The sequence below is a fragment of the Salinicola halophyticus genome (assembly GCF_003206695.1).
In the GTDB taxonomy this organism is placed as follows: domain Bacteria; phylum Pseudomonadota; class Gammaproteobacteria; order Pseudomonadales; family Halomonadaceae; genus Salinicola; species Salinicola halophyticus.
In genome coordinates this window covers 384,568-397,739 of sequence record NZ_PZJN01000003.1, presented here as the reverse complement: position 1 = coordinate 397,739, position 13,172 = coordinate 384,568, and the positions used below count along the sequence as shown (strand labels likewise).

Annotated in this window: 15 protein-coding genes; 7 read left to right on the top strand and 8 right to left on the bottom strand. The window is 63.6% G+C overall.

Going from position 1 to position 13,172, the window contains the following annotated elements; all coding sequences use genetic code 11:
- Window positions 1-262: 262 nt before the first annotated feature.
- Both DOM58_RS03960 and gloB read right to left on the bottom strand, forming a co-directional pair.
- Window positions 263-1,429 carry a transglycosylase SLT domain-containing protein gene (locus tag DOM58_RS03960; protein WP_110691833.1) on the bottom strand — a complete coding sequence of 389 codons (1,167 nt, stop codon included), beginning with the start codon at window positions 1,427-1,429 and terminating at the stop codon, window positions 263-265.
- Window positions 1,430-1,507: 78 nt separating this feature from the next.
- Window positions 1,508-2,275, bottom strand: coding sequence for a hydroxyacylglutathione hydrolase (gene gloB / locus DOM58_RS03955; protein WP_110692047.1), 768 nt, complete (start codon window positions 2,273-2,275; stop codon window positions 1,508-1,510).
- A gap of 233 nt (window positions 2,276-2,508) precedes the next feature.
- Here gloB and DOM58_RS03950 point away from each other — a divergent pair, with 233 nt between their 5' ends.
- From DOM58_RS03950 to nudC, 4 genes are all read left to right on the top strand, one after another.
- Window positions 2,509-3,447 (top strand): methyltransferase domain-containing protein, encoded by a 939-nt coding sequence (locus tag DOM58_RS03950; RefSeq protein WP_110691832.1) that lies wholly within the window; start codon window positions 2,509-2,511, stop codon window positions 3,445-3,447.
- Between the two features lie 60 nt (window positions 3,448-3,507).
- A complete protein-coding gene (rnhA, locus tag DOM58_RS03945; RefSeq protein WP_075562338.1) occupies window positions 3,508-3,966 on the top strand; it encodes a ribonuclease HI in 459 nt (152 codons plus the stop codon).
- Between the two features lie 144 nt (window positions 3,967-4,110).
- Entirely contained in the window at window positions 4,111-4,860 is a 750-nt protein-coding gene (gene dnaQ / locus DOM58_RS03940; protein ID WP_110691831.1) for a DNA polymerase III subunit epsilon, read from the top strand.
- A complete protein-coding gene (gene nudC / locus DOM58_RS03935; RefSeq protein ID WP_110691830.1) occupies window positions 4,860-5,627 on the top strand; it encodes an NAD(+) diphosphatase in 768 nt (255 codons plus the stop codon). The genes dnaQ and nudC overlap by 1 nt, the downstream gene beginning before the upstream one ends.
- Before the next feature lie 10 nt (window positions 5,628-5,637).
- Here nudC and DOM58_RS03930 read toward each other — a convergent pair whose 3' ends face one another.
- On the bottom strand, window positions 5,638-5,958 hold the full coding sequence (locus DOM58_RS03930) for an SCP2 sterol-binding domain-containing protein (RefSeq protein ID WP_075562335.1): 321 nt from the start codon (window positions 5,956-5,958) through the stop codon (window positions 5,638-5,640).
- Between the two features lie 186 nt (window positions 5,959-6,144).
- On the opposite strand from DOM58_RS03930, the gene sohB reads away from it, so the two are divergent.
- The gene (sohB, locus tag DOM58_RS03925; protein WP_110691829.1) at window positions 6,145-7,197 is read left to right on the top strand and encodes a protease SohB; all 1,053 of its coding nucleotides are present in this window, start codon (window positions 6,145-6,147) and stop codon (window positions 7,195-7,197) included.
- 19 nt (window positions 7,198-7,216) lie between these two features.
- Here the strand turns inward: sohB and DOM58_RS03920 are convergent, their stop codons facing one another.
- Complete coding sequence (locus DOM58_RS03920) at window positions 7,217-7,519, bottom strand: ArsR/SmtB family transcription factor (RefSeq protein WP_075562333.1); 303 nt, start codon at window positions 7,517-7,519, stop codon at window positions 7,217-7,219.
- Window positions 7,520-7,811: 292 nt separating this feature from the next.
- Between DOM58_RS03920 and DOM58_RS03915 the strand changes: the two genes are divergently transcribed.
- Entirely contained in the window at window positions 7,812-8,492 is a 681-nt protein-coding gene (locus DOM58_RS03915) for a 7-cyano-7-deazaguanine/7-aminomethyl-7-deazaguanine transporter (protein ID WP_110691828.1), read from the top strand.
- Between the two features lie 89 nt (window positions 8,493-8,581).
- Window positions 8,582-9,367: an alpha/beta fold hydrolase gene (locus DOM58_RS03910; protein ID WP_110691827.1), complete on the top strand. Its 786-nt coding sequence runs from the start codon at window positions 8,582-8,584 to the stop codon at window positions 9,365-9,367.
- Window positions 9,368-9,418: 51 nt separating this feature from the next.
- Here the strand turns inward: DOM58_RS03910 and DOM58_RS03905 are convergent, their stop codons facing one another.
- From DOM58_RS03905 to DOM58_RS03890, 4 genes are all read right to left on the bottom strand, one after another.
- Window positions 9,419-10,357 carry a GIY-YIG nuclease family protein gene (locus tag DOM58_RS03905; RefSeq protein WP_157957480.1) on the bottom strand — a complete coding sequence of 313 codons (939 nt, stop codon included), beginning with the start codon at window positions 10,355-10,357 and terminating at the stop codon, window positions 9,419-9,421.
- Window positions 10,358-10,377: 20 nt separating this feature from the next.
- On the bottom strand, window positions 10,378-11,421 hold the full coding sequence (locus DOM58_RS03900) for an ABC transporter substrate-binding protein (RefSeq protein WP_245392140.1): 1,044 nt from the start codon (window positions 11,419-11,421) through the stop codon (window positions 10,378-10,380).
- Between the two features lie 115 nt (window positions 11,422-11,536).
- Entirely contained in the window at window positions 11,537-12,313 is a 777-nt protein-coding gene (locus DOM58_RS03895; RefSeq protein WP_245392139.1) for an ABC transporter permease, read from the bottom strand.
- A complete protein-coding gene (locus DOM58_RS03890; RefSeq protein ID WP_110691824.1) occupies window positions 12,306-13,049 on the bottom strand; it encodes an ABC transporter ATP-binding protein in 744 nt (247 codons plus the stop codon). The genes DOM58_RS03895 and DOM58_RS03890 overlap by 8 nt, the downstream gene beginning before the upstream one ends.
- Window positions 13,050-13,172 lie beyond the last annotated feature (123 nt).

Below are 13,172 nucleotides of genomic sequence, written 5' to 3'. Positions count from 1 at the left end.
TGCTGCTGGGCGAGCGCGGCTGCTGGCAACACGATGGCCAGCGCCAGCGTGACCGTCGCCAGTAAGCCTCGGAATCCAGCCATCGTCGACATCCTTTCCTCACGTGTCGCGGATCTTGTACGGATGCCAGCAAGGGCATCAGGCGCTATGGCATCAGGCATGCCTACATCCAGGCGCGGCCACACTTCGACACGTTGTACCGGCAACGGCCGTGATTTCAAAGCGCTATTTCCCGACGCCGTCGGCGCTTGACCTCCAAGCGCTATCGACGAGCATTGCTGTTTTGCGCCATTGCCGTGGCCGGAACCGTCAGGGTCTGTCCGACGCGGATGGTGCTGCCCTCGAGGCCGTTTTCACGACGGATCTCGGCAACGCTGGCACCGAAGCGCGCGGCAATGGCGGAGAGGGTGTCGCCGCGTCTGACGACGTAGCGGTCGAGTACCGTGCGTTCGGCGGCGGGTAGCGTTGCCAGGTTGGCGAGAAACCGCTGCTTGACCGCGACGGGCACGAGGATCGTGGCATCGTCGCGAGGGCGCGTGGATGCCCGCTTGAATCCCGGGTTGAGCTGGCGCAGCGTCTGGGGATCGACCCCGGCGAGATCGGCCGCCATCGACAGTGTCAGCGGGCCGTCGGTGGGGACCTGGGCAAACTGGACGCTATCGGGTATTTCCGGTAACACCACACCGTACTGTTCCGGCTCCGCGATCACTTCGGACAGCGCCAGCAGGCGCGGGATGTAAGCCATGGTTTCGGCGGGCAGACGCAGGTGCCAGTAATCGATCGGGTCGCCGCGATTGGCGGCGGCCTCTCTGGCCGCATTCACCGTGCCGGCGCCAGCGTTGTAAGCCGCCAGTGCCAGCAACAGGTCGCCATCGTACCAGCGGTCGGCCTGCTGCCGGATATAGCTCATCGCGGCGCCAGTGGCGGCCACGACATCGTGTCGACCGTCATACCAGGCGGTGCGCGATAGGCCCATGGCGTCGCCGGTGGCGGGCATGAATTGCCAGAGACCGGCGGCACCGCCGGGGTTGGTGGCGGTAGGGTCGTAGCCGCTCTCGATGAACGGCAACAGGGCGATCTCGCCGGGCAGATCACGCGACCGCAGTTGCAGGGTAACCCAGCGCAGCCAGGGCCGGGCCTGGGCCGCCACGCGCTCGACGTGCTGTGGGTGTTCCCGATACCACTCGAGCCACTCGGCGACTCGGGGGTTGGCCGTCTCGTGAGATAGACGAAACGCCTCGCGCAGGCGAAGCCAGGCGTCCGGTGAACGATGCTTCTGCAGTTTCAGCGATGACCAGAAGGTGCGCTGGGGCGCACTGGCCTGGGCATCGGCGCCGCTGCCCGCGATGGCAGTCACGGGCAGCGCGGAGAGTAGCAGGCTGCCTGCCAGGCCAACGAAAACCTGGCAGCGCCTCGATCGGGAAATCATGTGTTCGACAATCCTTGATGACGCTGTCGCACAACCGGATAAGGCGAACAGCGAGTAACCTCGTCTTTCATCGCAATGCTAGAAATGGTCTTTCCACGCCCGCAGGGTGGCAAAAGCCTCCATACCGTTATCGGCAGCACCGCGCTGACGTAAAGTCTCGAGCAGCCCAGGCTCGTCGATGCGCAGGAACGGGTTGATCTGGCGCTCACGTACCAGCGTGGTCGGTAACGTCGGACGGTCCAGGTCACGGGCTGTGCGACACTCGTCCCGGTAGGCATCACGGGCCGCATTGTCGGGTTCGGCCGCTGCAGCGAAGGCGAGGTTGGCAAGCGTGTATTCATGGGCGGCAAACACCAGCGTGTCTTCCGGCAGGGTCTGTATCTTGGCCAGTGATTCGTACATCTGCTCGGGTGAGCCCTCGAACAGGCGCCCGCAGCCACCGGAGAACAGCGTATCGCCGGCGAATAGCAGACCCGGTGTCCCGGGAGCGTAGAAGGCGATATGATCCAGCGTGTGGCCGGGTACGGCAAACACCTCGAAGCGTCGCCCGAGGACGCGGCATTCGTCGCCTTCGCCGACGCGATGGTCGATACCGGTAATGGCGTCGTTGGCGGGACCGTAGACCTTGGGAGAGTAACGCTCGATCAGCTCGGCAAGCCCGGCGGTGTGATCCTGGTGATGGTGAGTGATCAGGATGGTGTCCAGGGCCAGGTTTTCCTGCTCGAGCCAGGCGATAACCGGCGCGGCGTCGCCGGGATCGACGACGATGACGCTATCCTGATTGTCCTGGCGCAGTACCCAGATATAGTTGTCCTGCAACGCGGGAATCGGTTTCACGGTCAACATATGGCATCCTTCTGCGGCGGCTTCGTCCAGGGAGTTCCACGTTCGGGTTTCGGCGTCGACGGCGAATATCGCTCGATCTGCTCGACCCATCGCTCAGATCCAGGCATTGCCCGGAGGTTCCCCAGGCCGTCTGGAAAAGACCTTACTAAAATGACCTTTTTAGTACAGGAACCGTCGTCGAACCCGACGAGCCACCGTTTAAAAAGCGATAACCTTGGGGAGTAAAGTCGGTCGTGTCAATCTCGCCAACCGATCCGGGTTTGCAGGCAATCGTCCGCGAAGGGCGTCGATTCTGGGAATCGGCGCCCGGCCTCTCGCTGTGGCGGGCGGAGCGTGCATGCCTGGGGCCGCACTGCGAGCATCATCGGGGGATCGTCAGCCTGCAACTGGGCATGGCGCCCTTGATGAGCGACATGTGCCCGATCCGCCATGCGCTGGACTGGGCCCCGACGCCCGACCTCGTTCGTGGTGCCAACAGCCTCGTCTGCCTTCCCGATCGTCTTCCGCTCGCCGATGACAGCCTCGATCTGGTGGTGCTGCACCATCTGCTCGAAGCCGTCGAGCATCCGCATCACGTCCTGCAGGAAGCCGCACGCGTTACCCGCGCCGACGGGCGTCTGTTGGTGTTCGGCTGGCACCCGTTCGGTCCCAATGGTCTGCGTCCGCGGCAGCGGCCCGCGCCGTGGCAGCAGCAGTGGCGTACTCCCGGCCGCCTGCGCGACTGGCTGGCGTTTGTCGACTTCGAGATCGAGCGGGTAGACTACTGCGGCTTCCGACTGCCCGGTCGCGCCAGCGGAAGTGAGCGGCTCGAGACGTTGGGCCGGCGCTACAATCTGCCGCTGGCCTCGGCTTACCTGATGGTGGCCCGGCGTCGCAGCATTCCGGTCCAGCCGATCAAGGTGCGGGAGCGGGTGCTTGGTGGCAACAAGTCCGGTGCCTGGCTAGGGCTCGCCAAGGAGACGGCGCACGCCCGCGGTCGGCGTGACGAAGAGTCTCGCCGCGGCGCTGGCCCCGGGTCCTTGCCCAACCGGGTCGCGCTCGAGGCCGCCGACGGCGATCAGCGAACGGCGACGTCAAGTGACAGCTTCAATGGCGTCGTCGATGCCAATGCTAGTGCTAGTGATAGTGCCAGTGCTGTGACCCGTACTCGTGTCCCCCAGACGACCGCCTGACATCAAAGTCCGACTTCACAGAGAGTTTACGTCTTGCCTGCTCCAAAACCCGATTCGACGATGCCTGCCGTAACGATCTATACCGACGGCGGTTGCCGTGGCAATCCCGGCCCCGGTGGCTGGGGTGCGTTGCTGGTTTCCGGCCACCATGAGAAGCCCTTGAAAGGGGGCGAGGCCGAAACCACCAACAACCGCATGGAGCTGATGGCGGCGATCCAGGCGTTACGGGCGCTGGATCGGTCCTGCCGGGTTGCGCTTTGGACCGACTCCCAGTATGTCCGCAAAGGCATCACGGAGTGGATCCATGGCTGGCAGAAGCGTGGCTGGAAAACCGCGGCCAAGCAGCCGGTGAAAAACGCCGAACTGTGGCGGGAACTGCTCGCCGAGACCCAGCGCCATGCCATCGAGTGGCATTGGGTGAAGGGCCACAGTGGTCATCAGGGCAACGAGGCCGCCGACCGCCTGGTCAACGAGGCGATCGATGAAGTCGTCGCGGCGCGGCGGTCTTCAGTCCGTTGAGCGCGCCTCGACAGCAATTTTTCCCGTACAACGAGTGACGGCCGCCAGGCACTGAGGCTACGGGCACTAGGTTTACAGGCACTGGGTCTACAGGCACTGAGCCTCCGGACATTCAAGCCGCCGGACACAAGCGAGGATAACGGTATGCGTCAAATCGTCATGGACACGGAAACCACCGGTATCGATCCGCGGGAAGGCCATCGCATCATCGAGATCGGCGGCATCGAACTGGTCAATCGCCGGTTCACCGGACGGACCTATCACCAGTACGTCAACCCGCAACGGGATATCGAAGCGGAAGCCGTCGAGATTCACGGCATTACCAGCGAACGGGTCGCCAACGAGCCCGTCTTCGCGCAGATCGCCGACGACCTGTGGGAGTTCATGCGCGGCGCGCAGCTGGTGATCCACAATGCCCCGTTCGACGTCGGCTTCTTCGATCATGAGTTCAAGTTGCTGAACGCGGCCCGCGGGGAGCCGATGCTGGGGCCGGTGGCCGAGCACTGCAGCATTCTGGACACGTTGAAGATGGCGCGGCAGATGCACCCGGGGCAGCGCAACAGCCTCGACGCGCTGTGCAAGCGCTACGACATCGACAATGGCCAGCGTGTGCTCCACGGCGCGCTGCTGGACTCCGAAATCCTGGCCGAAGTCTATCTCGCCATGACCGGGGGCCAGACCGCGCTGTCGCTGGCCGGCAACGACACCAGCGAGAATCGGGAGTCCGGCGGCGCCAGCGGCAGGCGTCAGGTCGAGCGTAACGGCGCGACGCTGGCCGTGGTCCAGCCGAGCGCAGCCGAGTGGGAAGCGCATCAGCAGCGCCTCGAGCAGATTCGCCAGGCGGCGGGTCAGTGCCACTGGGATGCCTTGACTCTGCCGGAGACCCCACGCTGATGTTACAACGCGAGATGCCGCCGGCGGATGCCAAGGGCGGCTGGCTGCTGCGCATGAGCGACAACGGCGTGGCGTCGGATGCCGGCAACATGCTGATTCGCTGCGAACGCTGGCCGGAACGGGCGCTGCCGCTGGGTTACTGGCTGGGTGAGCCCGTGGCCGTGGTGGTCGAGGAGGGGCGCGACGATTGGCCGGCGTTCCGCGATTGGCTTGCGCAGGTGCCGGCCGCGCAGAGCGAGCTGTTGGCAACGGCGCTCCAGGTCACGCGCTGGGAGCGGGATCATCGCTTCTGTGGCCGCTGCGGCCATGCCACACGGCGGCTCGTCCACGAGTTCGCGATGCAGTGCGATAACTGCGGTCTACGCGGCTATCCGCGCATCTCGCCATGCATCATCACGCTGGTGACCCACGGCAAGGACATGCTGCTGGCGCGCAGCCCTCGATTCCCGCCTCAGCGCTACTCGACGCTGGCCGGCTTCATCGAGCCGGGCGAGGCGGTGGAGGCTGCGGTCAGGCGAGAAGTGATGGAAGAGGTGGGTGTCGATGTCGGTCGCGTCAGCTTCTTCAAGAGTCAGTCGTGGCCGTTCCCGCACTCGCTGATGATGGGATTCTTCGCCGAAGCCGCCAGTCGACGCATCCGCATCGATGGGGAAGAGATCGTCGATGCGGCCTGGTTTCGCCCGCAGAAGCTGCCGCAGCTTCCGCCGGTCTACTCGATCTCGCGCCAGTTGATCGACACTCACTGCGAATCGGTGGCGGTGCGCTGATCGGGCCGACTCAGGCCTTGGATTTGCCGAACAGCTTGGGTAGCCGGCTGGCAAGGCCGATGTCACCCTTGACCTTGACCTTGCCCGTCAGCAACGCCTGCATGGTATTGAGTTCTTTCCTCACCAGCGCCAACAGTGTCTGCGTGTCGCTGATGATGGTGACGCTAGGATCCGGATGACGACCGGGTTGGATATCGAGCACGCCGTGATCGATCGACATGTGGTAGTCGTCGACGTCGTCGAGATCGAATTGATAGATGGCCGACACCGACTCGGCAGCCTCGGCGTCGAAGCGCGCGCGGAGCTTGGCAATCAGTTGCTGGTCTTCCATGAGGGTCTCTCCGGTCACAAAACGCTAAGCAAATCATTGCCCATATTTTCATGCAAGTCTCGTGCAAGCGCATGCTGGCCTCAACCAGGCGCCAGACGATCGTCGGGGCGAAAACGAGTTTGGCGTAGACGACTCGGATAGAACGAAGGCCTGGAAACGGGTATTTCTCAGTGCAAGGAGCGTGAAGTGATCGAATGGCTGGCCGACTATGGCCTTTTTCTGGCGAAGACCGCCACTCTGTTGATCGCCCTCGGGGTGATCCTGACATTGATCGCCCACGGGCGACGAAAAGGGCAGAGCGGTGATGGGGCGACGTTGAAGGTCGTCGAGCTCGATGAGCGCTTTCAGCGTCGGCGCCGACAGCTGCGTCTGGCGGCTGAGCCCAAGGCGAGCCGGCGCCAGCTCGCCAAGCGGCTCAAGAAATCCGGCAAGCAGGCTGACAAGCAGTCCGCCAAGGAACTCGCGGATGCCAATAGCGAGCGAGTCTGGGTGCTGGATTTCAATGGTGACCTCAAGGCGTCCGGCACACCCGCGCTGGCCGAGCTGGTGTCGCTGCTGCTCGAGGAGATTCGGTCAGGCGACGAGGTCGTGCTGCGGCTGCAGTCGGGCGGCGGGCTGGTCCACAGTTACGGATTGGCGGCGGCCCAGCTGGATCGTCTTCGCGACGCCGGGGCCCGACTGACGGTATGCGTCGACAAGGTCGCGGCCAGCGGCGGCTACATGATGGCATGCTGCGCCAACCAGCTGATCGCGGCGCCCTTTGCCGTGATCGGGTCGATTGGGGTCGTGGCCCAGATACCCAACGTCCATCGTCTGCTCAAGAAGCACGATGTCGATGTGGAACTGCTGACCGCCGGGCGCTATAAGCGCACGCTGACCGTACTGGGCGAGAACAGCGAAGAAGGGCGAGCCAAGTTTCTCGAGGATCTGGCCTCGACTCATGACCTGTTCAAGCATTACGTCGGGGAGCGACGCCCCGGGCTGGATGTCGAGTCCGTCGCGACCGGCGAGATCTGGTATGGCAGCCAGGCGCTGGCCGCCGGCCTGGTCGATGCCGTGGGCACCAGCGACGCCTATCTGCTGGAGAAGCAGCGCCAGCGAGCTCGGGTATTGAAGGTATCGCTGGAGACCCGCACCGGCCTGATCGGCAGGCTGGGCAAAGGCGTGGACAGCCGTCTGGAAAAAGGCGTCGACGGCGTGCTCCAGCGCGTCGACGATCTGCGCTGGCAGCGCCGCTAGTATCGCTTCGCTATGGGTGTCAGCCGATGTCCAGCTCGCCGAGCGTCTGAATCAGGCGCTCGGCAGCATTGCCCTGGAGTGAATAGTAGATCACCTGCGAGCTGCGACGTGTCGATACCAGACGCTCCTGGCGTAGCACCGCCAGATGCTGTGACAGCGCTGATTGACTCAGCGTCATCTCCTGGTTGATCTGGGTAACCGAACGCTCGCCACGCATCAACAGGCACAAGATGCGCAACCGGCTTTCGTTGGCGATAGCCTTGAGCGTGGCCGTGGCAGGGCCGATCTGGTGATCGCCGAGCGGGGTAACTGTGGTCGTCATAAAAAATTCCGCATTCGCGTTGGCGGGTTGCCAACACTGAACCGGCGGTTCAGTCTCGCGTCATATTAGCTTAATGTAACTTAGTGTTACAATAGTTTTTTAACCCGTGACAATCGGTAGTTTTTCTGGCCGTTGATCTTCCCAATCTCTATAATATTTGCCCGCTATTCGCGGGCGACGCCATCACGGCGTCACAACCACGTCATCCAGAGGGTTCCCTTACCCCTCGGCCACGCTCCGGTAGACACACGCTTCATGGGTCAGAAGCGCCGGCAAACGAAAAAGGTTCTCCATGTTGACACTCGACAGTCGCCAACTCCGGCTCGCCCTGTTCTGGCTGGTCAGTTTTCACGTGCTGGTGATCACCGCCAGTAACTATCTGGTTCAGCTACCCTTTACGCTCTGGGGGTTACATACCACCTGGGGTGCTTTCAGTTTCCCCTTCATCTTTCTGGCCACCGATCTGACGGTCAGGCTATTCGGCAAGTCATCGGCGCGGCGCATCATCGCCAGCGTGATGTTGCCAGCGTTGCTGGTTTCCTATGGGGTATCGGTGCTGTTTCAGCAGGGCCGCTTCCAGGGCTTCGAAGCGTTGGCGCAGTGGAATCTGTTTGTCGGCCGGATTGCGCTGGCCAGTTTCATGGCCTATGTGCTTGGTCAGCTGCTCGACATTCACGTCTTCGATCGGATGCGCCGTCTTCGCGCCTGGTGGGTCGCGCCGACGTTCTCCACCATCCTGGGGAATCTGGCGGATACCTTCGCCTTCTTTGCGATCGCTTTCTGGCAGGGCCCGGATCCCTTCATGCGGCAGCACTGGGTCGAAATCGCCTGGTTCGACTACGCCGTCAAACTAACGATCAGCCTGGTTTTCTTCCTGCCGTTGTATGGCGTGCTGCTGGCCTATCTGGGGCGGCGTCTGCTGACGCAGCGCGACCAGTTGAATCTGCCGGGCGTATCGCGCCAGCGGAGTTGAGGGTGTCGTGACGCGACGGATCGGCGTTGCGGCGCAGGCTTTGTTATTCTGCTCCAACGGTGTCAGGCAGATTATCAGGAGAGACGACGTTGCAACTTCATTGTATCGATACCGGTGAGCCGGAGAACGCCCGGACCGCGCTTCCGCTAGTCGTGCTGCACGGCCTGTTCGGCAGCGCCGACAACTGGCGTTCCCATATCAAACAGTGGCAGAGCGAGCGTCGCGTGATCGCGGTCGATCTACGCAATCATGGTCGCTCGCCGCATGTCGACGGCATGCGCTATGCGTCGATGGCGGCCGATGTGATCGCGCTGCTGGATACGCTCGAGATCGACAGGATCGACCTGTTGGGCCATTCGATGGGCGGCAAGGTCGCGATGACGCTGGCACGCCTGCATCCGGCACGGGTGGCTCACCTGGTCGTCGCCGATATCGCCCCGGTGGTCTATGCCCATGGTCACGACGATATTTTCAGCGCCATGCGTCGGGTCGAGGCGGCCGAGCCGACTTCGCGCCGCGATGCCGGCAGGCTGATGGAAGAGGCGATCGACAGCGCGCCCACGCGGCAGTTTCTGGCCACCAATCTGGTGAGCGACGACGACGGCGTGATGCGCTGGCGCGTAGGGCTCGACGAAATCAGTGCCGGCTATGAAGATATCGTCGCCGCCCCCGATGGGGACGCACCCTTCGAAGGGCCGACACTGTTGATCCGTGGTGGCGCGTCACCCTACGTGCGAGACGATTATCGCGACGCGGTCGAGGCGGTTCTGCCCGGCGCGAAGTGGCAGACGCTGGACGGCGCCGGCCACTGGCTGCACGCCGAGCAGCCGGAAGCCTTTCGCGAAGCGGTGAATCGCTTCATCGACGCGCCGTAGCTCGTCATATCAGTCGATCACGCGTCGTATCACTCGATCTCGCATCGGGTATCAGTCAATCTCGCCATCGATCGGGATGGCCTCGATCGCCGGGCTCGACGCGGCAATGAAGCGATTGAGAATGCGGTAGGTATCGATGTCGAAGCCGCGAGTGTCGGGCAGCACGTCGAGCTCCTCGAGGCGGGTGACACTGCCTTGATAGTGCCAGTGATCGACGATATGCAGCCCGGCCTCGCCATGGCGATTGGTTTCACGGAAGGCGACCCGGCCGGGCCAGGGCCAGTTCTCGATGCGCAGCCGCTCCATGGCGTCACGCGCTCGCGAGGCGTGGTCGTCAAGGGTCTCCCCACCGCAGCAGGCGCCACGGCAGCGCCCGATCTGATAGCCGAAGCAGCGCCCGCTGCCCGCTTCGAGCCCCAGCACCCGCAGGCAGAGCGATTCCTCGGTGGCGATGTCGCGTAATGTCATCTGCGCATCGCGGCGATTGCGGAACAGGCCGTAGAACTGTGTTCGTGCCGTCACCACCCACTGGCCGTCGGTCAACGCCGGCCGGGCATCGCCCTCGGGCCAGTTCCAGCTCACCATGCGGACGCGCTTGCGCAACTGGCGGTTGTAGAGCGGCATCCAGCGTTTGATCAAGTCGGCCTCGAGCAGTTGCGCGCCGAGATCGCCGCTGGTCCGAAGCCAGGCGATACGTTGGGTCTGGTCGATCATCTGGGCATGCCGCCGGCTGGCCGGCTGCTGGACATGGCTGCGGATGCGGCTGCGGATATCGACACTCTTGCCGACATAGAGCGGTAAATCGTTGAGACCGAAAAAGACGTAGACACCCGGCCGGGCGGGAAGCGCGGCCAGGTCGTCGAGCGAGACGCTGGGGAGCGTCTCGACCGGGTCCTGCTGCGGGTCGTAGCGCCAGGCTTCGGAGCGCAACAGTTCGGGGCGCGACGGTTCGGGGCGCGAGGAATCGCCGCCGGTTGAATTCGAACTCATGTCATCCACCGGAATGCGCGTCACGGGGACGCGTTGAGATCCACCGCGAGACGAGAAACCGGACTCTGCGCCTTGATCTGCCCTCGCTCGAGCAGGAAGGCTTCGAAGTCGCGATAGCGTTTGGTATCGAGCGCCGAGGGACGCAGCGCGAAGCGCGGCAGGGTGGCTTTCCACGCCGCGGCGTTCAGCGGCGTATCCAGCGACGGATCATAGCCGATGAAGCTCTGCCAGGCGTCGTCAGGATGGTTGATGATCCAGGAGGTCGCCTCGCCGATGGCATCCATGAAGCGTCGATCGGCGTCGCGATGCTGATCGAGCGTGTCGCGATTGGCGACGAAGATCAGCTCGTCGTAGTCGGGGACCCCTTGCTCCTCGATATAGAACGCCTTGCCTTCGACGCCTTCCTGTTTCATCTGCGCCAGCTCGAAATTGCGGAACGCACCGGTCACTGCATCCACTTTCTCGCTGATCAGGGCAGGTGTCAGCGAGAAGTTGACGTTGACCATCTCGACATCCTTCAGGCTCAGGCCGTTGTGCTCGAGCATCGCCGCAAGCAGCACTTCCTCGACGCCGCCCACCGAGTAGCCGATCTTCTTGCCCGCAAGCTGGGAGATATCGTCGATTCCGCTGTCCGCGCGCACCAGCAGTGCGTTCAACGGCGTCGCGATCAGCGTGCCGACCCGGACGACGGGTAGCCCCTGGTCGACCTGCAGATGCAGCTGAGGTTGATAGCTGACCGCGAGATCGATGCGCCCGGCGGCGACCAGCTTCGGCGGAACGCTGGGGTCGGCGGGGGACTGGATATCGACATCCAGCCCGCGCTTCTCGAACAGTCCGCGCTGCTTGGCGATGATGATCGGGGCGTGGACCGGATTGACGTACCAGTCGAGCATCACGCTCAAAGGGATCATCTGCGGTGGCGCCAGGTCGTCGTCGTTGTCCTGCGCCAGTGCCGGCGAGGCTGATGTCAGACCGAACAATGCCAGGCCGACCAGAGTCAGACCGAACAGTCCCAGGTTCATGGCCAGCCTGCGGTACCACGGCGTCGAGCGTGAAGTCATCATTCCGGATTCCCTCGTTGGGTCGAATGGATGGTCTTAGGTGTTCGTCTCAGGTCATGCGTTCAGCCGATGGCCTGAAGGCAAGGCGCGGTTGTCGGCGCCAGATGTCATATCGGCTTCAGTCATCGGTCGTTATCCGGTCCTGCTGCCACGGCATCGCCAGTCTCAAGGCGGCGTCGACGCCGAAGTAGAGCAGCAAGGCGAACGCGACCAGCACGACCAGGGCGGCAAACATCAGGTCGATCTGCAGCCGGGCATTGGCGTTCAGCATCAGGTAGCCAAGCCCCTGACTCGAGCCCACCCATTCGCCGATCACGGCGCCGATCGGCGCGGCGCTGGCTGCCATGCGGAGTCCGGAGGCCAGCGACGGCAAAGCGGCCGGCAGCTGGACCTTCAGCAGCCGCTGACGCCGGCTCAACCCGAACGTCCGGGCCAGATCCAGCCACCCCTGAGGCGTCTGGCGCAGGCCATCGTAGCCGGTCGAGGCCACCGGAAAGTAGATGATGACCATGGCCATCAGGATCTTGGGGCCGATGCCATAGCCGAGCCACAGCATCAGGATCGGCGCCAGCGCGAACAGCGGAATGGCCTGACTGATCAGCAGTAATGGCAGCAGCGTTCGGCGTAGCGCCCGGAATCGAGCCAGCGCCAATGCGGTGGCCAGCCCCAGAAGGATGCCGCCGATCAGTCCCGCCACGATCTCGATGGCGGTGATGCCGGCATGATGGGCCAGCAGTCCGCGCTGCTCGATCAGGGCGCGACAGACGGCCATCGGCGAGGGCAGAATATAGCGGGGCACGCCGGTCAGCGTCAGAATGAGCTGCCACACCGCGACGAGGACGACGAGCGCCAGCAGCGGACGCATCCAGCGACTCCAGCCGAGACGGTCAGTCATGATCGGGCTCCCGCAGCTGGGTTACCAGTTCGGCCTGGCGACGTTGCAGTTCGCTGTCGTCGAGCGGGCGAGGGCGAGAGCCTTCGGGCACCCCAATCGATACCAGCCGAGCCGGCTCTCCCTTGAGGATCAGAATCCGATCGGCCAACCGCAACGCTTCCAGCGGATCGTGAGTGACCATGATCACGGTGCGATTGGCCAGCAGCCGACTGGCGAGTTCGTGGAGTTCCAGTCGCGTGATGGCATCCACGGCAGAGAAGGGCTCGTCCATCAGCACGACGCTCGCGTTCTCGAACAGGGTGCGGGCAAGGGCGACACGTTGACGTTGCCCGCCGGAGAGTTCGTCGGGCCACTGATCGGCCTTGTCGGCAAGACCGACCTGTTCCAGCAGCTGCCCGGCGCGCTGGCGATCAGCGGGGGTGGGACGCCCTCGCCAATGGGCGCTGAGCATCACGTTGCCTGCCACACGCTGCCAGGGCACGAGCAGATCCTGCTGCGCCATCCAGGCCAGCCGACCTGTCAGCGGCGAACCGTCGCTGGTTTCGAGATCGATATGATGATTGTCAGGCAGTTTCAGGCTGGCGATCATGCGCAGTAACGAGCTTTTGCCGCTGCCGCTACGGCCGAGCAGACAGGTCCAGCTGCTTGCATCGAAGCAGGCCTGAAGGTCGTGAAACAGCGGGCGATCACCGAAGATCAGCGAAGCCTGCCGGACGAGGAGTCCGGGTGGTGGCATGACAACTCCCGTTGAGGGGAACCGGAAGAAGACATGCGAGAACTGCTGGCATTTCCTCCGCCGGTACTAGCCGGTTCAGGTTCCAGGGTTGTGCATGGCTGTTTACAATCGCGTTCTCGATGG

What these genes read in the sequence shown, in the direction of transcription:
- rnhA (WP_075562338.1), top strand. Translation starts at nt 3,508, where the DNA reads ATGCCTGCCGTAACGATCTATACCGACGGCGGTTGCCGTGGCAATCCC.
- DOM58_RS03960 (WP_110691833.1), bottom strand. Translation starts at nt 1,429, where the DNA reads ATGATTTCCCGATCGAGGCGCTGCCAGGTTTTCGTTGGCCTGGCAGGC.
- DOM58_RS03920 (WP_075562333.1), bottom strand. Translation starts at nt 7,519, where the DNA reads ATGACGACCACAGTTACCCCGCTCGGCGATCACCAGATCGGCCCTGCC.
- nudC (WP_110691830.1), top strand. Translation starts at nt 4,860, where the DNA reads ATGTTACAACGCGAGATGCCGCCGGCGGATGCCAAGGGCGGCTGGCTG.
- DOM58_RS03890 (WP_110691824.1), bottom strand. Translation starts at nt 13,049, where the DNA reads ATGCCACCACCCGGACTCCTCGTCCGGCAGGCTTCGCTGATCTTCGGT.
- DOM58_RS03930 (WP_075562335.1), bottom strand. Translation starts at nt 5,958, where the DNA reads ATGGAAGACCAGCAACTGATTGCCAAGCTCCGCGCGCGCTTCGACGCC.
- DOM58_RS03905 (WP_157957480.1), bottom strand. Translation starts at nt 10,357, where the DNA reads ATGAGTTCGAATTCAACCGGCGGCGATTCCTCGCGCCCCGAACCGTCG.
- DOM58_RS03895 (WP_245392139.1), bottom strand. Translation starts at nt 12,313, where the DNA reads ATGACTGACCGTCTCGGCTGGAGTCGCTGGATGCGTCCGCTGCTGGCG.
- gloB (WP_110692047.1), bottom strand. Translation starts at nt 2,275, where the DNA reads ATGTTGACCGTGAAACCGATTCCCGCGTTGCAGGACAACTATATCTGG.
- DOM58_RS03900 (WP_245392140.1), bottom strand. Translation starts at nt 11,421, where the DNA reads ATGATGACTTCACGCTCGACGCCGTGGTACCGCAGGCTGGCCATGAAC.
- dnaQ (WP_110691831.1), top strand. Translation starts at nt 4,111, where the DNA reads ATGCGTCAAATCGTCATGGACACGGAAACCACCGGTATCGATCCGCGG.
- DOM58_RS03915 (WP_110691828.1), top strand. Translation starts at nt 7,812, where the DNA reads ATGTTGACACTCGACAGTCGCCAACTCCGGCTCGCCCTGTTCTGGCTG.